The sequence below is a fragment of the Aquariibacter albus genome (genome assembly GCF_014145335.1).
Lineage (GTDB): Bacteria > Pseudomonadota > Gammaproteobacteria > Burkholderiales > Burkholderiaceae_C > Aquariibacter > Aquariibacter albus.
Map to the genome: position 1 here is coordinate 108,840 of NZ_JACIVI010000001.1, position 20,754 is coordinate 129,593.

Consider the following 20,754-nt stretch of genomic DNA (forward strand, 5'->3'; position numbering starts at 1 on the left):
AGGCTCAGGGCTTGAGCTTGTCGGCGGCCTCGGCCGCCGCCGCATCGACCAGGGCCTGCAGGGCCGCCGCCACGCGGGCCGTGTCCATGCCCTCGCCCAGGGTCAGGGGCGCGCCGGGCAGGGCGGCTGCGCCCTCGGTCTTCAGGCGCTTGACCCAGGCACCGGCTTCGCGGCCCTCGTCGAAGCCCTCGCTGATCAGCAGCACCTGCTGGCCGTCGGCGGCGACCAGCTTGAAACGGAAGCGGCCGTCGCTCTCGCGGTATTGCTTGAAGACCGGCAGCGCGGCCTTGGCGGCCGCAGCGGCGGCGGCCGGTGCGGCCGCGGCCACCATGGCGCGCAGGCCCACGGCCTGGCGCAGCGTGGCCATCAGGGGCGCGGCCAGCGCGCGGGCCTTGGTGGCGCCGGCCTGCAGCACCGCCTCCAGCTCATCGGGCCGGGCCATCAGCTCGGCATAGCGCGCCCGCATCGGGCCGACCTGGGCCTCGATCTGCGCGACCAGCCGGGCCTTGGCCTCGCCCCAGGCCAGGCCGGCCTGCAGCGCGGCGCGGAAGTCCGCCCGTTCGGGCGGGGTGGCGAAGGCGTCGAAGAGGGTGACCAGGGCCACGTCCTCGGTCGGCTTGGGCTCGCCCGGGCCGCGCGAGTCGGTGACGATGCGCGCCACCGCGGCACGCAGCGCCTCGGGGCCGCCTTCGAACAGGGGCACGGTGTTGTCGTAGCTCTTGCTCATCTTGCGGCCGTCCAGGCCGGGCAGGGTGGCGACCTCGTCGTCCACCGCCGCCTCGGGCAGCACCAGCAGCTCGCGGCCCGCGCCGAAGAGGTGGTTGAAGCGCGCGGCCACGTCGCGCGCCATCTCGATGTGCTGCACCTGGTCGCGGCCCACCGGCACGCGCTGGGCGCCGAACAGCAGGATGTCGGCCGCCATCAGGATGGGGTAGCTGTAGAGGCCCATGGTGATGCCGGCATCCGCGTCCTCGCCCGCGGCGACGTTGGCATCCAGCGCGGCCTTGTAGGCGTGGGCGCGGTTCATCTGGCCCTTGCCGGTGACGCAGGTCAGCAGCCAGGACAGCTCGGGAATCTCGGGCACGTCGCTCTGGCGGTAGAAGACCACCCGCGCCGGGTCGAGCCCGGCGGCCAGCCAGGTGGCGGCGATCTCGCGCCGCGAGCGCTCGATGCGCGCCGGGTCCTCGCACTTGATCAGCGCGTGGTAGTCCGCCAGGAAGAAGAAGCTCTCCACTCCCGCTTCGCGACTGGCCGCGATGGCCGGGCGGATCGCGCCGACGTAATTGCCCAGGTGGGGCGTGCCGGTGGTGGTGATGCCGGTGAGGACGCGGGTGGGCATGACAGGCTCGTTCGGGCTTCTCAGGCGCTGGGCAGGGTCGCCAGCAGGGTGTTCAGGGCCGGCAGCAGTTCGCGCATCAGCTTCAGCACGAAGCGCATGATCGGCAGCATCCAGTAGGGGGTGACCACGCCGATCAGCACCAGGCCGACGACGAGGAAGAAGCCCCAGCGCTCCACCCGCGCCAGCGGCCGGGCCAGGGGCAGGGGCAAGAGGCCGACGGCGATGCGCCCGCCGTCCAGCGGCGGCAGCGGCAGCAGGTTGAAGGCGAACATCACCAGGTTCACCAGCACGCCGGCCTTGCAGACGAGGCGGAAGAAGGGCTCTTCGACGCCCAGCACGATCAGGCCGGTGCCCAGCACGGCCCACAGCAGGGCCTGCACCAGATTGGCAGCCGGGCCGGCAAAGGCCACCCAGACCATGTCGCGTTTCGGGTGTCGCAGCCGGCGCATGTCCACCGGCACCGGCTTGGCATAACCGAAGACGAAGGCGCCGCCGGTGCCTGCATAGAGCAAGAGGGGCATCAGCACCGTGCCGATCGGGTCGATGTGGCGCAGCGGGTTCAGGGACAGCCGGCCCAGCACGGCGGCGGTCGGATCGCCCAGGCGCCAGGCGGCATGGCCGTGCGCGACCTCGTGCAGGGTGATCGCGAACAGGACCGGCAGCAGGTAGACGGCCAGGGTGCGGACGAGCTCGGGGGCTTCCATGGAGCGGCGGATTCTAGGTGGGGGGTGCCGTCGCGCCCCCCGCGGGGCCAGGGGCGCGCGGGGCCGGCTTCTACACTGCGGCCCGATGAGCGACATCCCTTCTTCCACGCCCGCCCCGGGCACCCGCCGGCAGCGCCTGGCGGTGCTGATCTCGGGCCGGGGCTCGAACATGCAGGTGCTGGCCGAGGCCTGCGAGCGCGAAGCCTGGCCGGCCGAGTTCGTCGGCGTGATCAGCAACCGACCCGCAGCCGCCGGCCTGGCCTGGGCGGCCGCCCGCGGCCTGCCGAGCTTCGCGCTGGACCACACCGCCCACCCCAGCCGCGAGGCCTTCGACGCCGTGCTGGCCGAGACCCTGGACGCGCTGCGCCCGGACTGGGTGCTGCTGGCCGGCTACATGCGCATCCTCACGCCGGGCTTCGTCGCCCGCTTTGCCGGCCGGATGATCAACATCCATCCCTCGCTGCTGCCGGCCTTCCCCGGCCTGCACACCCACCGCCGCGCGCTGGAGGCGGGCACGGTCTGGGCCGGCTGCACGGTGCATGAGGTGACGGCCGAGCTGGACCACGGTCCGCTGCTTGGCCAGGCTGCCGTGCCGCTGCGGCCCGACGATGACGAGGACCGCCTCGCCGCGCGCGTGCTGCGCGCCGAGCACCGGCTCTACCCCGAGCTGATCGGCCGCCTGCTGCGCGGCGGCCTGGTGCGCGAGCAGGCCGCCGACGGCCGCGTGCACTATGCGGTGCGCGACGGCCGGCCGCGCGGCTTCGTGCTGGACCCGCAGGACTGAAGCGCCCCGGGCCGGGCCCGGCTCAGCGCACCACCAGCACCGGCAGCTTGGAGTGCGTCAGCACCTTCTGCGTCTCGCTGCCGAGCAGCAGGGCGCTGACGCCGCGCCGGCCATGCGAAGCCATCACGATCAGCTCGCAGCCGGTGGCCTGGGCGTGGTCGATGATGGCTTCGTGCGGGCGGTCGGCCTCGACGGCCGTCACGGTGTGCGGCACACCGGCCGCCGCGCAGGCCTCGACGATGGATGCCAGGCGCTGCTCGGCCAGGCGGTTCTGCGTGGCCTGGAAATCCGAGGGGCTGACCGGCGCCATCTCGCTGATGCCGGCGTAGTCGAAGGGCTTCTTGACGGTGAGCGCGTCGATGCGCGCGCCGAAGAGGCGGGCCATCGCGACGGCCGTCTGCACGGCCTTGGCCGTGATCTCGCTGCCGTCGGTGGGGACGAGGATGCGCTTGTACATGGCAGGTCTCCTTCAGGCCCCGCCGGTGCCGGGGGCCTGCGGCCATCGTGGCACGCCCGGCTGCCGGCTGTCTTGAGGGGGATCAAGGAGACGGCCCGGCCGCGGGCCGCGGCTCAGGCGCCGGTGGCCACCGGCCGGGCCGGGTCGCTGCACCACTCGCTCCAGCTGCCGGGGTAGAGCCGGCTGCCGTCGAGCCCGGCCACGGCCAGGGCCAGCAGGTTGTGGCAGGCGGTCACGCCCGAGCCGCACTGATGGACGACCTGGTCCAGCGGCCGGTCGCCGATCAGGCCGGCGAAATCTTCGCGCAGCTGCCCGGCCGGCTTGAAGCGGCCGTCGGTGCCCAGGTTGTCCTTGAAGAAGCGGTTGAGCGCGCCGGGGATGTGGCCGGCCACGGCATCCAGCGGCTCGACTTCGCCGCGGAAGCGTTCGCCGGCGCGGGCGTCGATCACCGTCAGACGCCCGTCCAGGGCCTGCACGGCTTCGGCATCGAGCGTCGGCATCGTCGTGCGGCCGGGCGGGTAGGGCGTGGACGTGGCCGGGCGGGCGGTGCTGTCGGCCAGGCCGCCGTGCTCGATCGAGCCGCCGGCCGCCTGCCATGCGGCCAGGCCGCCGTCGAGCACGGCCACGGCCTCGTGGCCGGCCCAGCGCGCCAGCCACCACAGCCGGGCCGCGAAGCCGGCGCCCTGGCGGTCGTAGACGACCAAGGCCATGCCGGGGCGTAGGCCCCAGCGGCCCAGGGTGGCGGCGAAGGCCGCGCGATCGGGCAGGGGGTGGCGGCCGCGGAAGCGGCCGTCGGGGCCCTGCCTGGGGCCGGCGAGGTCGCGGTCCAGATGGGCGTACACCGCGCCGGGCAGGTGGGCTTCGGCGAACTGGGCTTCGCCGGCGGCCGGGTCGCTCAGCTCGAAGCTGCAGTCGACGATCAGCGTCGCGGCCCCGGCCGCGAGGCGGGCGGCGAGGGCGGTGGCATCGATCAGCGGGGTGGGCAGGGCGGGGGCGGTCATCGGCATCTCCAGGGGCCGGGAGGGTCGGCCTCTGCGGATTCTGGCGGCTTGCGGCCGGCCCGGTTCAGGCCTCGGCGGGATCGGCCGCGGCATCGGGCGCCGCCCGGCTGCGCAGCAGGGTGGCGCCCAGGCCGGCCACCACGACCAGGGCCATGCCGGCCAGCGCCGTCGCGTTCAGCACATCGCCGAAGAACAGGCTGCCGAAGACGGCGGCGTAGACGATGCCGAGGTAGTGCAGGCTGGCGTTGACCAGGGTGCTGCCGCTGGCATAGGCCCGGGTCATCAGCCACTGCGCCAGGGTGGCGAAGCCGCCGACGGCCAGCAGGCAGGCCAGGCCGAAGGGCGTGTGGGTCCGGGTCCAGCCGCCGCCCAGGCCCAGCAGCGGCCCGAGCAGGGTCAGGCCCAGGCCGACGAGCACGCTGCCCATCGAGAAATAGAAGACCACCCGCGCCTCCGGCTCCCCCGCCCGGCCGAGCGCGGTGACCTGCAGATAGGCCAGGGCCGACAGCAGGCCCGAGGCCAGGCCGATCAGGCCATGGCCCAGCTGCTCGCGCGCCAGCGTCGGCTGCAGGATCAGCGCGACGCCGCCGAAGCCCAGCAGCACGCAGGCGACCAGGCGGCCGTCGACGCGCCGCCCGCCCATCAGCACGGCGCCGCCGATCAGGAACAGCGCCATCCAGACCGAGCTCATGTAGTTCAGCGTGATCGCGGTGGCCAGCGGCAGGCCGCCGATCGCGATGAACCACATCGACAAGGCCGTCACCCCCGAGGCGCTGCGCCAGACATGCATGCCGGGCACCGGCGTGCGCCAGCTGCCGCCCTGGGCGCGCAGCAGCGTGGCCATGGCCAGCATGCCGATCAGGCCGCGGTAGAAGACCACCTCGCCGGTGCCGTAGCGCTGGCTCGCGAACTTCACGGCCACGCTCATCAGCGCAAAGCACAGGGTGGCCAGCAGCATGGCCACGGCGGGGGGCAGGCGGGTCATCGACGGGGGCAAGACGAAGGGGCACGGCCGGGCGGACCGTGCCCCTCGGGCGCCGCGCGGACGGCGCGGCTGGGGTGCGGGACGGACAGGCCGGCCGCTCAGCCGAAGGCCGGGCCCATCTTGCGCCGGTACCACTCGTGGAAGTGCTGCATGCCGTCTTCCATCGGGCTCTGGTAGGGGCCGGCGTCGTTGTCGCCGCGCTGGTACAGGGCCAGGCGGCCGGCGTCCATGCGTTCGGCGATCTCGTCGTCCTCGACGCAGGTCTCCATGTAGGCGGCCTGCTGGGCCTCGATGAAGTCACGCTCGAAGGCGTGGATCTCCTCGGGATAGAAGAACTCGACGAGGTTCAGCGTCTCGCGCGGCCCGCGCGGGTGCAGGGTCGAGACGACCAGCACATGCGGATACCACTCCACCATGGTCAGCGGGTAGTAGGTCAGCCAGATCGCGCCATGGGCGGGCGCCTCGCCCTCGCGGAAGCGCAGCAGCGCCTCGTGCCATTGGCGGTAGACATCGGAGCCGGGCTTGCCCAGGGCCTGGCCGGCATGGTTGGCCACGCCCACGGTCTGCACCGAGTGCTCGCGGCCCATCTCCCAGCGCAGGTCCTCGCAGGTCACGAAGTTGCCGAGACCGGGGTGGAAGGGGCCGACGTGGTAGTCCTCCAGATAGACCTCGATGAAGGTCTTCCAGTTGTAGGCGCAGTGGTGCACGTGGGCGCGGTCGAAGACATAGCCCTCGAAGTTCAGCGCGCTGCGCGGGCCCAGGCTGCCCAGGTCGGCCGCCACGTCGACGCCGTTGGCCTCGAAGAGCAGGCCGTTCCATTCCTGGATCGGGTAGCGCGGCAGGTGCAGGCAGGGGTCCTCCGCGAAGTGCGGTGCGCCGACCAACTGGCCCTGCAGGTCGTAGGTCCAGCGGTGCAGCGGGCAGACGATGTTCGAGCCCGTGTTGCCACGGCCGCGCAGCATGATGGCCTGGCGGTGGCGGCAGACATTCGAGACCAGCTCGATGCCCTCCTTCGTCCGGACCAGGGCGCGGCCCTCGCCCTCGTGCAGCAGGGTGTGGTGGTCGCCCACCTCGGGCACCGCGAGCGCATGCCCGAGGTAGCGCGGGCCAGGTCGGATGAGCACCTCCATTTCGCGACGGTAGAGTTCCTCGTCGAAATAGCTCGACACGGGCAGCTGCGCATGGCTGCGCCCGAGGACGTTGCGGGTGATGCTCAGGTCGGACATGGTCCGGGCAACTCCAGTCTTGAAGGACAAGCAGGGCCCAGCAGCTCGCGATTCCGGCGGGGGGCGGTGCGACCTGTTCAGGTCGATGCCGGCCGAGCTGCACCAAGGGACCGTCGGGGGACGACGGGGGCCCGCATTGTAGCCAGGGGGGGTGGATGCAGCCGATGGGCTGTGCCCGCGCCCGTCCCGAAAAGCCCGCTGACTACAATCCCCCAGATTCCTTGTTGAGCGATTCCGATGGGCCGCGCGCCCTGCACGATGGCCCGATCTCCTTCGCCCCCTTCCCGTTCCGCCGCGGCCCCCGTGGCGGCCGATCCGCCGCCCAGCTACGAAGCGGCGCTGGCCGAGCTGGACACGCTGGTCTCGGGGCTGGAGTCCGGCCAGTGGCCGCTCGACCGCCTGCTCGACGGCTACCGCCGCGGGGCCGAACTGCTCGCCTACTGCCGCGAGCAGCTCCAGGCCGTCGAGCAGCAGGTGCAGGTGCTGGAAGCCGATCAGCTCAAGCCCTGGAAGGACGCATGACGCACGACGCCTTCGAGGCCTGGACGCGCGAGACCCTCGGCCGCGTCGAGCAGGGCCTGACGACCTGGGTGCGCCTGGAAGCGCCGGCCGGGCTCGGCGAGGTGATGCGCTACGGCGTGCTCGACGGCGGCAAGCGCCTGCGCCCCCTGCTGGTGATGGCCGCGGCCGAGGCCGTGGGGGCCGCCGCGTCCGAGGCGGCTTTGCGTGCGGCCTGTGCCGTCGAGCTGATCCACGCCTACTCGCTGATCCACGACGACATGCCCTGCATGGACAACGATGTCCTGCGCCGCGGCAAGCCCACCGTCCATGTGCGCTACGGCCAGGCCATGGCCATGCTGGCCGGCGATGCGATGCAGGCCCTGGCCTTCGAGGTGCTGACGCCGGCGGAGGGCGAGATGCCCGCTGCGCTGCAGGCCCGGCTGGTCGGTCTGCTGGCGCGGGCGGCCGGCGAGGAGGGCATGGCCGGCGGCCAGGCCATCGATCTCAGCAGCGTCGGCCAGCCGCTTGACGAGGTCCAGCTGGCCGACATGCACCGCCGCAAGACCGGCGCGCTGCTGCAGACCAGCGTGAAGATGGGTGCCGCCTGTGGCGCGCCGTCGCCCGCTGCCTGGGCTGCCCTGTCCGATTTCGGCGCGGCCCTCGGCGTGGCCTTCCAGGTGGTCGACGACATCCTGGACGCGACCCAGGCCTCGGCCACGCTGGGCAAGACGGCGGGCAAGGACGCCGACGCCAACAAGCCCACCTTTGTCACCGTGCTCGGCCTGGAGGTGGCCCGCACCCGCGCCCGCGACTTGCATGCGCGCGCCCATGCCGCCCTGGCCCGCAGCGGTCTGCCGCAGACCGAGCGTCTCGGCCTGCTGGCCGACCGCGTGCTGGACCGCACCTCCTGAGCTGCGCAGGATGCCGACGATGACCGATCACCCCCTGCTCTCCACCATCGACAGCCCCGCCGATGTCCGGCGGCTCAGCCGCCCTCAGCTCAAGCAGCTGGCCGACGAGCTGCGCGACTTCCTGCTGCAGAGCGTGGCGCGCACCGGCGGCCACCTGTCGAGCAATCTCGGCACGGTCGAGCTGACGATCGCGCTGCACCACGTCTTCGACACCCCCGACGACCGCCTGGTCTGGGACGTCGGCCACCAGACCTATCCGCACAAGATCCTGACCGGCCGCCGCGAGCGCATGGGCACGCTGCGCCAGCTCGGCGGCCTCAGCGGCTTCCCGCGCCGCGACGAGAGCGAGTACGACACCTTCGGCACCGCGCATTCCTCGACCTCGATCTCGGCCGCGCTCGGCATGGCCCTGGCCGCCCAGATCCGCGGCGAGTCGCGCCACTGCGTGGCGGTGATCGGCGATGGCGCCATGACGGCCGGCATGGCCTTCGAGGCCCTGAACAACGGTGGCGTGCCGCATCAGGGCAAGGTGCCGCAGGTCCTGGTCGTGCTCAACGACAACGACATGTCGATCAGCCCGCCGGTCGGGGCGCTGAACAAATACCTCGCGCGGTTGATGAGCGGCAAGTTCTACGCCTCGGCCCGAGAGGGCGCGAAGAGCGTGCTGAAGAACGCGCCGCCGCTCTTCGAGCTGGCGCGCCGCTTCGAGGAGCATGCCAAGGGCATGGTCGTGCCCGGCACGATCTTCGAGGAGTTCGGCTTCAACTACGTCGGCCCGATCGACGGCCACGACCTCGACGCGCTCATCCCCACGCTGGAGAACCTGCGCGACAAGCCCGGCGCGCAGTTCCTGCACGTGGTCACCCGCAAGGGCTTCGGCTACGACCGGGCCGAGGCCGACCCGATCGCCTACCACGGCCCCGGCAAGTTCGATCCGGCGATCGGCCTGCTCAAGCCGCTCACGCCGCCCAAGCCCACCTTCACCCAGGTCTTCGGCCAGTGGCTGTGCGACCAGGCAGCGGTCGACGAGCGCCTGGTCGGCATCACGCCGGCCATGCGCGAGGGCTCGGGTCTGGTCGAGTTCGAGCGCCGCTTCCCGCAGCGCTACTTCGATGTCGGCATCGCCGAGCAGCATGCGGTCACCTTCGCCGCCGGCCTGGCCTGCGAAGGGCTGAAGCCGGTCGTCGCGATCTACTCGACCTTTCTGCAGCGCGGCTACGACCAGCTGATCCACGACGTCGCGATCCAGAACCTGCCGGTCGTCTTCGCGCTCGACCGCGCCGGCATCGTCGGGGCCGACGGCGCCACGCACAACGGTGCCTACGACATCGCCTACACCCGCTGCATCCCGAACTGCAGCCTGATCACGCCGTCCGACGAGCGCGAGTGCCGCATGGCGCTGTCCGCCGCCTTCCTGCAGGACCATCCGGTGGCGGTTCGCTACCCGCGCGGGGCCGGCACCGGCATCGCCGCCGGCAGCGACCTGACGCCGCTGCCCTGGGGCCAGGGCCTGGTGCGGCGCACGGCCGGCGGCCAGGGCGCCGGTCCGCGTCTGGCCATCCTGGCCTTCGGCACCGTGCTGCAGGCGGCGCTGGCGGCCGGCGAGGCGCTGGACGCCACCGTCGTCGACATGCGCTTCGTCAAGCCGCTCGACCGTGCGCTGCTCGAGCGCATGGCCCGCGAGCACGAGGCCCTGGTCACCGTCGAGGAAGGCTGCTTGCCCGGCGGTGCGGGCAGCGCGGTGCTGGAGGCCCTGCAGGCCCTCGGCCAGGTCAAGCCGGTGCTGACGCTGGGCCTGCCCGACGCCTTCATCGAGCATGGCGATCCCGCGCTGCTGATGGCGCAACTCGGCCTGGATGCCGCCGGCATCGAGCGTTCGATCCGCCAGCGCTTCCTGCCGGTGAGTGCGCTCGACGGCGGTGGCCGCCAGGCCGCGGCCTGAATCCTGCGCCGGATCGCTCCGGTCCCCTCCCGTCCCCAGGAGCCGCGATGAAGGGCGAGTGGTGCTATTTCCAGGGGCATTTCAGCCCCGAGACCTGCGAACGCATCCTGGCCCTGGCCCAGCGCATCCCCGACCAGCAGGCGGTGATGGGCAAGGGCGGGGACAACAAGGACCTGAGCCATCGCCGTTCGCGGGTGCGTTTCATCCAGGTCAACGATCCGGATTTCCAGTTCCTCTTCGACGAGGTCTGGCGCCTGGGCCTGGTCGCGAACCGCGACTGGTTCAACTTCCACATCACCAACCTCAGCTACATCCAGCTGGCCGAGTACGACGCCAGCTACGAGGGCAAGTACGACCGCCACCACGACGTGTTCTGGATGAATGGCGATCCGCACTACCACCGCAAGCTCACCGTCATCGTCCAGCTGACGGATCCGGCTGAGTACGACGGCGGTGACTTCGAGCTCTATGACCTCGGGGGCGCCTACCCCGACAAGCAGGCTATCCGCACCCAGGGCACGGTCTTCGTCTTCCCGTCCTTCGTGCCCCATGCCCTGCGGCCGGTGACCCGCGGCCGGCGCCACAGCCTGGCGGTCTGGTTCGACGGCCCGAAGTGGCGCTGAGCGTCCCTGCCTGCCGCGGGCTGACATGACCGGGGCCGACCTCGCCGGAACCGGGCCGATGCCCGAGGTGCATCGCCCCGACCTGAATCCGCGCATGCGCGAGCTGCTGGTCCGCATCGAGCGGGCGGGCCGGCCGCCGCTGCCCAGCCTGGGCGTCGAGGGGGCCCGCCTGGCCTATGCCCGCGGGGCCGAGATCCTCGACCTGCCGCGCGCGCCGCTGGACCGGGTCGAGGACCTTCGGCTGCCGATGCGCGACGGCCAGCGCATCGCCGCCCGCCTCTATGCCCATGGCCCGGCCGAGGGCCTGCGGCCGGTGCTGCTCTTCCTGCATGGCGGCGGCTATGTGCTGGGTGACCTCGAAAGCCACGACAGCCTCTGCCGTCAGTTGGCCCTGCGCAGCGGTGCGGCCGTCCTGGCGCTGGACTACCGCCGCGCGCCCGAACACCGCTTCCCCACCGCCGTGCACGATGCGCTGGATGCCCTGGCCTGGCTGGGTCGCGAGGCGGCCCGCCTCGGCCTGGATCCTCGGCGCCTGGCCGTCGGGGGTGACAGTGCGGGCGGCACGCTGGCGGCCGTCTGCGCGATCGCCGCGCGCCGCGATGCCCAGGGCCGGCCGGCCGATCCGGCCTTGCCGGCGCTGCGTCTCCAGCTGCTGATCTACCCGGCCTGTGGCCGCCTGCGGCACACCGCCAGCTATGCGGCCTACCGCCGCGACCATCTGCTGTCCGACACCACGCTGGACTGGTTCTTCGACCACTACGCCGATCCCGCCGAACGCGAGGACTGGCGCTTCGCCCCCTTGCTGGCCCCCGCGATGCATGGTGCCGCACCGCTGTGGATGGGGCTGGCGGCCTGCGATCCCCTGCATGACGATGCCTGTGCCTATGCCGAGGCGCTGCGCCATGCCGGGGTACCCGTCACGCTGCGTGTCTGGCCAGGTGTCGTCCACGACTTCCTGAAGATGGGCCGGGCCTTGCCCGAAGCCCTGCAGGCCCAGGCCGAGGCCGCCGAGGCGCTTCGTCAGGCCCTGGGGCTCACGGAATGAGCTGCGCCGTCCCGGTGACCTCGCCGCAGCTCAGGCTCGGAGACTGGGCCGGGCTGGGGGAGGGGGCCCGCGCCGTCCGTGGCGCTGTCTTCATCGAGGAACAGGGCGTGCCGGTCGCGCTGGAATGGGATGCGGAGGACGCCGTGGCGCTGCACGCCCTCGTCGTCGAGGCCTCGGGCCGCGCCCTGGCCACCGCACGTCTGCTGCCCTCGCGTGGCGGGGAAGCCCGCCTGGGCCGCATGGCCGTCTTGCCGGCCTGGCGTGGGGCCGGCTGGGGGCGCCTCATGCTGCGGGCCCTGCGCGAGGTGGCGCGTGCACGCGGCGATCGGGTGCTGACCCTGTCCGCCCAGTGTCATGCGCTGGCCTTCTATGCGTCGGAAGGCTGGATTGCCGAGGGACCGGTCTACCTGGACGCCGGCATCGAACATCGCACGATGCGGCTCTGTCTCTGAGCTTGCCGCGCTCCAGCCGGGAGAAAGCCGGGTAAGGACACCCTCCCGCGTGTCCCGTAACCCTTCAGGGCAAGGTGGTGGTCTGCGCCTTGGGTCGGTCGGGCCCGGTGGGGTGATCCGAAGCCTCGGACGGCAGTGCAACCGCGGCCTCAGCCTCGATCCGCAGTTCCTCGACGAGGAAACCCTCCCGCAGCAGGGCTTGGCGCAGCCAGTCGGGCTGGGAGCCCTGACCATCCCAGGTCTCGCCACTGCGGGGGTGGCGGTACTTCGGGGCCGCGGGCGGCGCGGCAGCTGGCGGGGGAGCTGGCAAGGCGAACTCAGGGTCTGTCAGTTCGTCCGGCGTGATCTGCCAGAACGCCATCAGCGCCCGAATGCGGTGGACCACCACGCGCTGTTCGGGCGTCAGCGAGGACTCCGCCATGTCAGGTGTTGGCGAGCTCCTTGCAGCTCGGCGCGCAGACCGTCTGCACCTTGCCCAGCAGGCGCCGGCTCTTCAGCTGGGACCGCAGGCGGTGCTTGCCGCAAAGGAAGCAGGACATGGTGCTCGAGGAGAAAGCACCAGAGGACACGAAGGGGGAGCCGGGAGCCTTGCTTTTGTAGCGCAGGCCGTTTTCGGCGACTTTGGTGGTGGTGTCGGAGGATGCAGCCATCCCTCTATTGTCTTCGACTGCGACAGTCCTTGCCAAGCTGAACTGGCGCTGACCTGCAAATCGCCAGGCCATCCGGACCGGCTGGTTAGCATCGGGCCGCCTTCTCGCTTCCTGGCCCTGGCCTGTCCTGTCCCATGATCGTCTACGAACGGCCGAATGCGCTGCGTCTCTTCTTTGCGTTGCGTGGCTCCATCCTGCCGCGCATCGCCCCCAGCCTGCTGACCTGCACCCTGCTGGCGGTCGTCGTTACGCTCAGCCACGGCGTGCTTTTCCACTGGAAGATCACGCTGACGCCGGTGCCCTTCTCGCTGATCGGGCTGGCCCTGGCCATCTTCCTCGGCTTTCGCAACAGCACGGCCTACGACCGCTACTGGGAGGCGCGCGGGCTCTGGGGCCGGATGGTGCAGTCCTCGCGCACGCTTGCGCGCCAGTGGTTGAGTCTGGTGCGCCCGGCCGAGGACTCATCCGCCGGCCGGCAGGCCCATGGCGACTTCGTCCGCCGCTGCATCGCCCACGCCCACATGGTCCGCCACCAGCTGCGCGGCAGCACGCCCGGCCCGGAACTCGATGGCCTGCTCGATCCGCAGGAGATCGACGCCGCGCTGCGGCTGCGCCTGCCCAGCGAGGCCCTGTTGCGCCGCAATGCCGGCCTGCTCGGCCGCGCCCTGGAGGAAGGCCGGGTCGCTCCTGCGCTCGCGGCGGAGATTGATCGCTCGCTGACCGAGCTGACCCAGGCCCATGCTGGCTGCGAGCGCCTGCGCGGCACGCCGATCCCCTTCGCCTACATGCTCCTGCTGCACCGCACGGCCTACCTCTACTGCTTCCTGCTGCCCTTCGGCCTGATCGATCAGCTCGGCTTCATGACGCCCTTCGTGGTGGCCATCGTCGCCTACACCTTCTTCGGCCTCGACGCGCTCGGGGACGAGATCGAGCAGCCCTTCGGCCTGAGCGCGCACCATCTGCCGCTCGATGCGCTGTGTCGCGTCATCGAGATCGACCTTCGCGAGGCCCTGGGCGAACCGGCCCCGCCACCGCTCCAGGCCGTCGACGGCTGCCTGCGGTGAGGCAGCGTCCGGGGCCCGGACGAAGAAAACCCCGCCGGGCCATGCAGCCGGGCGGGGTTTCTCTTGGCCTGCTTCGCGGCGCTGCGCAGGCAGCGCCCGGGCATCACTTCAGCTTCACTTCCTTGTAGGCCACGTGCTTGCGGGCCTTGGGATCGAACTTCGAAAACTCCAGCTTCTCGGGCGTGGTCTTCTTGTTCTTGGTGGTGGTGTAGAAGTGGCCGGTGCCCGCGGTGGACTCCAGCTTGATCTTTTCGCGTCCGCCTTTGGCTGCCATGGCTAGCTCCTAATCTCAGCGTGATGGTTGGGGATGCGGCTCAGAGCTCGCCCTTGGCGCGCAGCTCGGCGACGACCTGGTCGATGCCGACCTTGTCGATCAGCCGCAGCGCGGCGCCGCTGATGCGCAGGCGCACCCAGCGGTTCTCGGTCTCCAGCCAGAAGCGGCGGTACTGCAGGTTGGGCAGGAACCGACGCTTGGTCTTGTTGTTGGCGTGGGAGACGTTGTTCCCGACCATCGGGCGCTTGCCCGTGACTTGACAGACGCGTGCCATGACGCTTCTCCGATCTGTGTTTCGAATCGACCTGCAGAGCAGGACCCGCCCCCATCGGCGGCCCTGATGTCGGCCCCTGCCTTCCCGGTTCGCCCGAAACGGGCGCCCCGATGGGGCGTTGCCGGTGCCTTGCGGCGCGTCCTGCTCGGGCTGCAAAGCCCGGGTCGGATTCCGACAAAAACGCGCATTATAGACAGGCCCGCGACACCGGGACAGCCCTGGCCGCGAGCCGCCCCCTGCGCGGGGCTCAGGCGCCCTGCTGTTCGAGGAAGCGCTGCGCGTCCAGCGCCGCCATGCAGCCGGTGCCGGCGCTGGTGATGGCCTGGCGGTAGACGTGGTCCTGCACATCGCCGGCGGCGAAGACGCCGGGCACGCTGGTCTGCGTGGCCATGCCGTTCAGGCCGCTCTGGGTGACGAGGTAGCCGTCCTTCATCGCCAGCTTGCCCTCGAAGATCCCGGTGTTGGGCTGGTGGCCGATGGCGATGAAGCAGCCTTGCACGGCCAGCTCCTTCGTCGCGCTGCCGTCGACCGAGGCCAGGCGCACACCGGTCACGCCGCTGGCGTCGCCCAGCACCTCGTCGAGACGCTGGTTCACCTCCAGCACGATCTTCCCGGCGGCGACCTTCTCCATCAGCTTGTCGATCAGGATGGCCTCGGCCTTGAACTTGTCGCGGCGATGGATCAGGTGCACGACGCTGGCGATGTTCGACAGGTAGAGCGCCTCCTCCACCGCGGTGTTGCCGCCGCCGACCACGCAGACCTTCTGCTCGCGGTAGAAGAAGCCGTCGCAGGTCGCGCAGCCGCTGACGCCGCGCCCCATGAAGGCCTGCTCGCTCGGCAGGCCCAGGTACTTGGCCGAGGCGCCGGTGGCAATGATCAGCGCGTCGCAGGTGTAGCTGCCGTTGTCGCCCTGCAGCGTGAAGGGCCGCTGCGAGAAATCCACCGTGTGGATGTGGTCGAACACGATCTCGGTCTTGAAGCGCTCGGCGTGTTCCAGGAAGCGCTGCATCAGTTCCGGGCCCTGCACGCCGTGCACGTCGGCCGGCCAGTTGTCGACCTCGGTCGTGGTCATCAGCTGGCCGCCCTGGGCCAGGCCGGTGATCAGCAGCGGCTTGAGGTTGGCGCGGGCGGCGTAGACGGCGGCGGTGTAGCCGGCCGGGCCCGACCCCAGGATGAGGACGCGGGCGTGGGTGGGAGCACTCATGGTCGGAGGGGTTCGGCAGGGAAGGAGGGCGGCCGCTTGGGGGATCCAAGCCGCTGGCGGGTATCGCCCCGGTTTATCGGCCCTTTGGCCACCGGGGGGAGTTCGTAGAGTCAATTCGTGACGGTCGTCACGCTGCAGCCCGAAAACCTTACCGGGATTCTAGGGAGCGGCGTCCGACCGGCGCGTGACGCCGGGCTATCGCGGCGATCGCCTTCGCCCCGCTCCGGCGGACCGCCCCTGTTCTTCTCTTGTCCGCCCCTGGGAGTGCCAATCGTGGCCATGCTGTCCAACCTCGATCTGATCCGCCGCGTGCCCCTGTTTGCCGCGCTTTCGTCCGACCAGGCCCGTCTCGTTGCCGAGGCGGTCGTCAAGCGTCGCTACAAGCGCGGCGAGGCCATCGTCCGCCAGGGCGAGCAGGACAGCGCGCTCTACATCCTGCTGACCGGCCGCGCCCGGGTCGTCACTGTGGGGGCGCGCGGCCGCGAGGTCATCCTGGCCGTGCTGCAGCCCGGCCAGCATCTGGGCGAGATGAGCCTGATCGACAAGGCCCCGCATTCAGCCACCGTGCGGGCCGAACTGCCCTCGGACGTCCTCCTCCTCGACCAGGCCACTTTCCAGCGCTGCCTGCCCGAGGCGGGCAACCTTGCCCACGGCGTCCTGCGTGGCCTGGTCGAGCGCCTGCGCGCGGCCGATCGCCAGATCGAATCGCTGGCCCTGCTGGATGTCTACGGCCGCGTCGCCCGCTCGCTGATCGACATGGCCGAGGACGGCGGCGACTTCAAGCGCATCCGCCACAAGGTCTCGCGCCAGGATCTGGCCAAGGTCGTCGGCGCCTCGCGCGAGATGGTCAGCCGCGTGATGAAGGATCTGGAGGTGCGTGGCTACATCGAGACCCAGGCCGACGGCTCGGTCAATCTGCGCGAGCGCCTGGCCCGCGCCTGAGGTCGGCGGCCGGCCCGCGCGGGGGCTTCGGCCACAATCCGCGCATGAGTTTTCCCCTCGGATCGCTGGGGGCCGCCCCCGCTGCGGCGGAGTCCGCGGGCGCCTCGCCCGCCTCGCGTGCCCGACGCCCCTTGCTGCGTGTCTTCGGCCTGATTGCCCTGTTCTGGCTGGCCCTGGCCCTGGGCAGCCACAGCCCGCTGGATGCGGCCTGGTCCACCTCCGGTGAGGGGGGCGGGGCGGTCCGCAACCAGGCCGGGGTGATGGGCGCCTGGCTGGCCGACCTGCTGCTCTTCCTGTTCGGCCATTCGGCTTGGTGGCTGTTGCCGGTCGGCCTGCGCACGTTGCTGCGACGCACGCCGGGGTCCAGCCTGTCGACCCTGCTGGGCCTGGTCGCCCTGCTGGCCGCGAGCTGCGCGCTGGAATGGGCCCGCTTCTATCGCTTCGAGGCTGCGCTACCCGGTGCCCAGGGCGGCGGCGTGCTCGGGCTGATGCTGGGCCGGGGCGGTCTGACCGCCTTCGGCCACGCGGCCTCCGGCGCGCTGGGCATCGCCGTGCTGCTGGCCGCGCTGCCGCTGGCCCTGGGCTTTTCCTGGCTGCGGGTGGCCGAGGCCCTGGGCGCGGGCCTGGAGCGCCTGCGCGAGCACCGCCGCCACCGCGTCGAGCAGGCCGAGGATGCCCGCCTGGGCGAGCAGGCCCTGCGCGAGCGCGAGGTCGAGCTGGCCCTGGACCGCGAGCCCTCGCTGCCCGCCCTGCCGCCGATCGTGATCGACCCGCCCCCGCCCGAACTGCGGCAGTCCGAGCGCGTGCAGAAGGAGAAGCAGCAGCCGCTGTTCCGCGAGCTGGGCGACACCAAGCTGCCGCAGGTCGACCTGCTCGATGCCGCGCCCGGCGCGCAGACCACGGTCACGCCCGAGACGCTGGAGATGACCAGCCGCCTGATCGAGAAGAAGCTCAAGGACTTCGGCGTCGAGGTGCGCGTGGTTGCCGCTTCGCCCGGTCCGGTCATCACGCGCTACGAGATCGAGCCGGCCACCGGCGTGAAGGGCGCGCAGGTCGTCAACCTGGCCAAGGACCTGGCGCGCTCGCTGAGCCTGGTGTCGATCCGCGTGGTCGAGACCATCCCCGGCAAGACCACCATGGCGCTGGAGCTGCCCAATGCGCGGCGCCAGACCATCCGCCTGGCCGAGATCCTCGGCTCCCAGGCCTACAACGACGCGTCCTCGCTGCTGACCATGGGCCTGGGCAAGGACATCGTCGGCGGCCCGGTCGTCGCCGACCTGGCCAAGATGCCGCACTGCCTGGTGGCCGGCACCACCGGCTCGGGCAAGTCGGTGGGCATCAACGCCATGATCCTCAGCCTGCTCTACAAGGCCGAGGCGCGCGATGTCCGGCTGATCCTGATCGACCCGAAGATGCTGGAGATGAGCGTCTACGAGGCCATCCCGCACCTGCTCTGCCCGGTCGTGACCGACATGAAGCAGGCCGCCAACGCGCTCAACTGGGGCGTGGGCGAGATGGAGCGGCGCTACAAGCTGCTCAGCAAGATGGGCGTGCGCAACCTCGCCGGCTACAACAAGAAGCTCGACGAGGCCAGCGAGCGCGGCGAACGGCTGCCCAACCCCTTCAGCCTGACGCCCGAGGCGCCCGAGCCGCTGGAGCGCCTGCCGCACATCGTCATCGTCATCGACGAGCTGGCCGACCTGATGATGGTCGTGGGCAAGAAGATCGAGGAACTGATTGCCCGCCTGGCGCAGAAGGCGCGCGCCGCCGGCATCCACCTGATCCTGGCCACCCAGCGGCCCAGCGTGGACGTGATCACCGGCCTCATCAAGGCCAACATCCCCACGCGCATCGCCTTCCAGGTCAGCAGCAAGATCGACAGCCGCACCATCCTCGACCAGATGGGCGCCGAGGCCCTGCTGGGCATGGGCGACATGCTCTACATGCCCAGCGGCACCGGCCTGCCGGTGCGGGTGCACGGCGCCTTCGTCAGCGACGAGGAAGTCCACCGCGTGGTCGACTACCTCAAGAGCCAGGGCGAGCCCAACTACATCGAGGGCATCCTCGAAGGCGGCACGCTCGACGGCGAGGACGGCAACGACAGCAATGCCACCGGCCTGGGCGGGGGCGGCGAGGGCGAATCCGACCCGATGTACGACCAGGCCGTCGCCATCGTGCTGCAGAACCGCAAGGCCTCCATCTCGCTGGTGCAGCGCCACCTGCGCATCGGCTACAACCGCGCGGCCCGGCTGCTGGAACAGATGGAGAAGTCCGGACTCGTATCGGCCATGTCCACCAACGGCAACCGCGACCTGATCGTGCCGCGCCGCGACGAATCCGCATGAAGACCCTTCGCCCCCCCGCCCCGTCCACCCCCCGCCGCCTGCTGCTGGCCGGCGCCTGCGGCCTGCTGCTGGCGGCCGCCCTGCCGGCCCGTGCCGATGCCCTGGGCACGCTGCAGGCCTTCGTCGACGAGGTGAAGACCGGCCGTGCCAGCTTCACCCAGACCGTCAGCTCGCCCGACGGCAGCAAGGTCAAGCGCAGCAGCGGCCGCTTCGAGTTCATGCGGCCCAACCGCTTCCGCTTTGCCTACGAAGCGCCCTTCGAGCAGCTCATCGTCGGCGACGGCCAGCAGGTCTGGCTGCACGACCTGGACCTCGACCAGGTCACCGTGCGGCCCATGAACCAGGCCCTGGGCGCGACCCCGGCGGCCCTGCTGGCCGGCGGCAAGGTCGACAAGGACTTCAAGCTCGAAGCCCTGCCCGATGCCGACGGCCAGCAGTGGCTGCGCGCCACCCCGCGTGTCGGCGACAGCGGCATCCAGAGCCTGAAGATCGCTTTTCGCGGCAAGGCGCTGAGCGAGATCGAGATCCTCGACGCCTTCGGCCAGCGCTCGCGCATCGTCTTCAGCGCGGTGGAAAGCAATCCGGTGCTGGCGGCCGAGCGCTTCCGCTTCACGCCGCCCAAGGGCGCGGACGTGATCCGGCCCTGAGGCCGCGCGCCCCGCCTGGTCTGCGCCCTTGGCTGCCGTCCGCCCCGATCCCGCTGCCCCGCTGGCCGAACGCCTGCGGCCGCGGCACCTCGACGAGGTCATCGGCCAGCCGCAGCTGCTCGGCCCCGGCCAGCCGCTGCGCGTGGCCTTCGAGACCGGGCGCCTGCATTCCATGATCCTCTGGGGCCCGCCCGGCACCGGCAAGACCACGCTGGCGCGGCTCACGGCCGAGGCCTTCGGCGCGCGCTTCATCGCCATCTCGGCCGTGCTCGGCGGCGTGAAGGACATCCGCGAAGCGGTCGAGCAGGCCCAGGCCGCCCGCGGCGTCAGCGCGGCCGCGGCCCCCGACCTGCTCAGCGCCGCCGCCGCGCCTGCCGCGCCCGCGGCCCGCTGCATCGTCTTCGTCGACGAGGTGCACCGCTTCAACAAGGCCCAGCAGGACGCCTTCCTGCCGCATGTCGAAAGCGGGCTCTTCACCTTCATCGGCGCGACCACCGAGAACCCCAGCTTCGAGGTCAATGCCGCCCTGCTCTCGCGCGCCACCGTGCACGTGCTGCAGCCCCTGGGCGAAGCCGACCAGGCCGTGCTGCTCGAACGCGGCCGCGCCCTGCTGGACGCGCCGCCGCTGGCCGCCGAGGCCCAGGCCCGGCTGATCGGCTATGCCGACGGGGACGCCCGCCGCCTGCTCAACACCTACGAGAACGTGGTGGCCCTGCTGCCGCGCGGCACCGCCAGCATCGACGCGGCCCTGCTGGAGAAGCTGCTCGGCGCCCAGCTGCGTCGCTACGACAAGGGCGGCGACGCCTTCTACGACAGCATCTCCGCCCTGCACAAGAGCGTGCGCGGCTCCAGCCCCGACGCCGCGCTCTACTGGATGGTGCGCATGCTCGATGGCGGCGCCGACGGCCGCTACATCGGCCGCCGCCTGATCCGCATGGCCGCCGAGGACATCGGCCTGGCCGACCCGCGCGCCCTGCGCCTGTGCCTGGATGCGGTCGAGACCTACGAGCGCCTGGGCTCCCCGGAAGGCGAGCTGGCCCTGGCCGAGGCGGTGATCTACCTGGCCGTCGCGCCCAAGAGCAATGCCGTCTACACCGCCTACAAGGCCGCGCGCCGCCTGGTCCAGCAGGACGGCAGCCGGCCCGTGCCGCTGCACCTGCGCAATGCGCCCACGCAGCTCATGAAGCAGCTCGAGCACGGCAAGGATTACCGCTACGCCCACGACGAGGCCGAGGCCTACGCCGCCGGCGAGCGCTACTTTCCCGAGGGTCTGGCCGAGCCGCGCTTCTACGAGCCCGTGCCGCGCGGCCTGGAGCTCAAGATCGGCGAGAAGCTCGCGCATTTGCGCCAGCTCGACGCCGAGGCCCGCAAGCGCAGGGGCTGA

23 protein-coding genes are annotated in these 20,754 nt (G+C 71.5%); 12 read left to right on the top strand and 11 right to left on the bottom strand.

What is annotated here, in order from left to right; translation table 11 throughout:
• Positions 1-4: 4 nt before the first annotated feature.
• Together H4F90_RS00515 and H4F90_RS00520 are read right to left on the bottom strand one after the other, a co-directional pair.
• Positions 5-1,339, bottom strand: coding sequence for a tryptophan--tRNA ligase (locus H4F90_RS00515; RefSeq protein WP_182660444.1), 1,335 nt, complete (start codon positions 1,337-1,339; stop codon positions 5-7).
• Between the two features lie 20 nt (positions 1,340-1,359).
• Complete coding sequence (locus H4F90_RS00520; RefSeq protein WP_235971891.1) at positions 1,360-2,043, bottom strand: site-2 protease family protein; 684 nt, start codon at positions 2,041-2,043, stop codon at positions 1,360-1,362.
• Between the two features lie 85 nt (positions 2,044-2,128).
• On the opposite strand from H4F90_RS00520, the gene purN reads away from it, so the two are divergent.
• Complete coding sequence (gene purN / locus H4F90_RS00525) at positions 2,129-2,827, top strand: phosphoribosylglycinamide formyltransferase (RefSeq protein WP_182660446.1); 699 nt, start codon at positions 2,129-2,131, stop codon at positions 2,825-2,827.
• A gap of 22 nt (positions 2,828-2,849) precedes the next feature.
• On the opposite strand, the gene H4F90_RS00530 is transcribed toward purN, so the two are convergent.
• The 4 genes from H4F90_RS00530 to H4F90_RS00545 all read right to left on the bottom strand — a co-directional run bounded on the left by H4F90_RS00530 (position 2,850) and on the right by H4F90_RS00545 (position 6,496).
• A complete protein-coding gene (locus H4F90_RS00530) occupies positions 2,850-3,284 on the bottom strand; it encodes a universal stress protein (RefSeq protein ID WP_182660448.1) in 435 nt (144 codons plus the stop codon).
• Between the two features lie 113 nt (positions 3,285-3,397).
• A complete protein-coding gene (locus tag H4F90_RS00535) occupies positions 3,398-4,291 on the bottom strand; it encodes a sulfurtransferase (protein WP_182660450.1) in 894 nt (297 codons plus the stop codon).
• 58 nt (positions 4,292-4,349) lie between these two features.
• The gene (locus H4F90_RS00540) at positions 4,350-5,270 is read right to left on the bottom strand and encodes a DMT family transporter (protein ID WP_235971892.1); all 921 of its coding nucleotides are present in this window, start codon (positions 5,268-5,270) and stop codon (positions 4,350-4,352) included.
• A gap of 98 nt (positions 5,271-5,368) precedes the next feature.
• Positions 5,369-6,496, bottom strand: coding sequence for an aromatic ring-hydroxylating oxygenase subunit alpha (locus H4F90_RS00545; RefSeq protein WP_182660451.1), 1,128 nt, complete (start codon positions 6,494-6,496; stop codon positions 5,369-5,371).
• A 258-nt stretch (positions 6,497-6,754) separates the two neighbouring features.
• Between H4F90_RS00545 and H4F90_RS00550 the strand changes: the two genes are divergently transcribed.
• The 6 genes from H4F90_RS00550 to H4F90_RS00575 are packed head-to-tail and all read left to right on the top strand — an operon-like array spanning position 6,755 to position 11,970.
• Positions 6,755-7,018: an exodeoxyribonuclease VII small subunit gene (locus H4F90_RS00550; RefSeq protein ID WP_182660453.1), complete on the top strand. Its 264-nt coding sequence runs from the start codon at positions 6,755-6,757 to the stop codon at positions 7,016-7,018.
• Positions 7,015-7,908, top strand: a complete 894-nt coding sequence (locus H4F90_RS00555; protein ID WP_182660455.1) for a polyprenyl synthetase family protein — start codon at positions 7,015-7,017, stop codon at positions 7,906-7,908. The genes H4F90_RS00550 and H4F90_RS00555 overlap by 4 nt, the downstream gene beginning before the upstream one ends.
• Before the next feature lie 19 nt (positions 7,909-7,927).
• On the top strand, positions 7,928-9,850 hold the full coding sequence (dxs, locus tag H4F90_RS00560; protein WP_182660457.1) for a 1-deoxy-D-xylulose-5-phosphate synthase: 1,923 nt from the start codon (positions 7,928-7,930) through the stop codon (positions 9,848-9,850).
• Between the two features lie 47 nt (positions 9,851-9,897).
• Positions 9,898-10,473: a 2OG-Fe(II) oxygenase gene (locus tag H4F90_RS00565; protein WP_182660458.1), complete on the top strand. Its 576-nt coding sequence runs from the start codon at positions 9,898-9,900 to the stop codon at positions 10,471-10,473.
• A 58-nt stretch (positions 10,474-10,531) separates the two neighbouring features.
• Entirely contained in the window at positions 10,532-11,518 is a 987-nt protein-coding gene (locus H4F90_RS00570) for an alpha/beta hydrolase (RefSeq protein ID WP_235971893.1), read from the top strand.
• A complete protein-coding gene (locus H4F90_RS00575; RefSeq protein ID WP_182660460.1) occupies positions 11,515-11,970 on the top strand; it encodes a GNAT family N-acetyltransferase in 456 nt (151 codons plus the stop codon). Before H4F90_RS00570 ends, H4F90_RS00575 begins: the two co-directional genes overlap by 4 nt.
• A 64-nt stretch (positions 11,971-12,034) precedes the next feature.
• Here the strand turns inward: H4F90_RS00575 and H4F90_RS00580 are convergent, their stop codons facing one another.
• Together H4F90_RS00580 and H4F90_RS00585 are read right to left on the bottom strand one after the other, a co-directional pair.
• The gene (locus tag H4F90_RS00580) at positions 12,035-12,391 is read right to left on the bottom strand and encodes an H-NS family nucleoid-associated regulatory protein (protein WP_182660463.1); all 357 of its coding nucleotides are present in this window, start codon (positions 12,389-12,391) and stop codon (positions 12,035-12,037) included.
• Position 12,392: 1 nt separating this feature from the next.
• Complete coding sequence (locus tag H4F90_RS00585; RefSeq protein ID WP_182660465.1) at positions 12,393-12,620, bottom strand: hypothetical protein; 228 nt, start codon at positions 12,618-12,620, stop codon at positions 12,393-12,395.
• Positions 12,621-12,754: 134 nt separating this feature from the next.
• On the opposite strand from H4F90_RS00585, the gene H4F90_RS00590 reads away from it, so the two are divergent.
• On the top strand, positions 12,755-13,684 hold the full coding sequence (locus H4F90_RS00590; protein WP_182660467.1) for a bestrophin family protein: 930 nt from the start codon (positions 12,755-12,757) through the stop codon (positions 13,682-13,684).
• Between the two features lie 103 nt (positions 13,685-13,787).
• On the opposite strand, the gene rpmG is transcribed toward H4F90_RS00590, so the two are convergent.
• The 3 genes from rpmG to trxB form a co-directional block, all read right to left on the bottom strand.
• A complete protein-coding gene (gene rpmG, locus H4F90_RS00595; protein ID WP_182660469.1) occupies positions 13,788-13,958 on the bottom strand; it encodes a 50S ribosomal protein L33 in 171 nt (56 codons plus the stop codon).
• Between the two features lie 40 nt (positions 13,959-13,998).
• On the bottom strand, positions 13,999-14,232 hold the full coding sequence (gene rpmB / locus H4F90_RS00600) for a 50S ribosomal protein L28 (protein WP_182660471.1): 234 nt from the start codon (positions 14,230-14,232) through the stop codon (positions 13,999-14,001).
• Between the two features lie 247 nt (positions 14,233-14,479).
• Complete coding sequence (trxB, locus tag H4F90_RS00605; protein WP_182660472.1) at positions 14,480-15,436, bottom strand: thioredoxin-disulfide reductase; 957 nt, start codon at positions 15,434-15,436, stop codon at positions 14,480-14,482.
• A gap of 273 nt (positions 15,437-15,709) precedes the next feature.
• On the opposite strand from trxB, the gene H4F90_RS00610 reads away from it, so the two are divergent.
• From H4F90_RS00610 to H4F90_RS00625, 4 genes are read left to right on the top strand one after another with little or no spacing between them, the layout of a single operon-like run.
• Entirely contained in the window at positions 15,710-16,378 is a 669-nt protein-coding gene (locus tag H4F90_RS00610) for a Crp/Fnr family transcriptional regulator (RefSeq protein ID WP_182660474.1), read from the top strand.
• 44 nt (positions 16,379-16,422) lie between these two features.
• Positions 16,423-18,723 carry a DNA translocase FtsK gene (locus tag H4F90_RS00615; RefSeq protein WP_182660476.1) on the top strand — a complete coding sequence of 767 codons (2,301 nt, stop codon included), beginning with the start codon at positions 16,423-16,425 and terminating at the stop codon, positions 18,721-18,723.
• Positions 18,720-19,370: an outer membrane lipoprotein chaperone LolA gene (lolA, locus tag H4F90_RS00620; protein WP_182660478.1), complete on the top strand. Its 651-nt coding sequence runs from the start codon at positions 18,720-18,722 to the stop codon at positions 19,368-19,370. The genes H4F90_RS00615 and lolA overlap by 4 nt, the downstream gene beginning before the upstream one ends.
• A gap of 28 nt (positions 19,371-19,398) precedes the next feature.
• Positions 19,399-20,754 carry a replication-associated recombination protein A gene (locus tag H4F90_RS00625; RefSeq protein ID WP_182660480.1) on the top strand — a complete coding sequence of 452 codons (1,356 nt, stop codon included), beginning with the start codon at positions 19,399-19,401 and terminating at the stop codon, positions 20,752-20,754.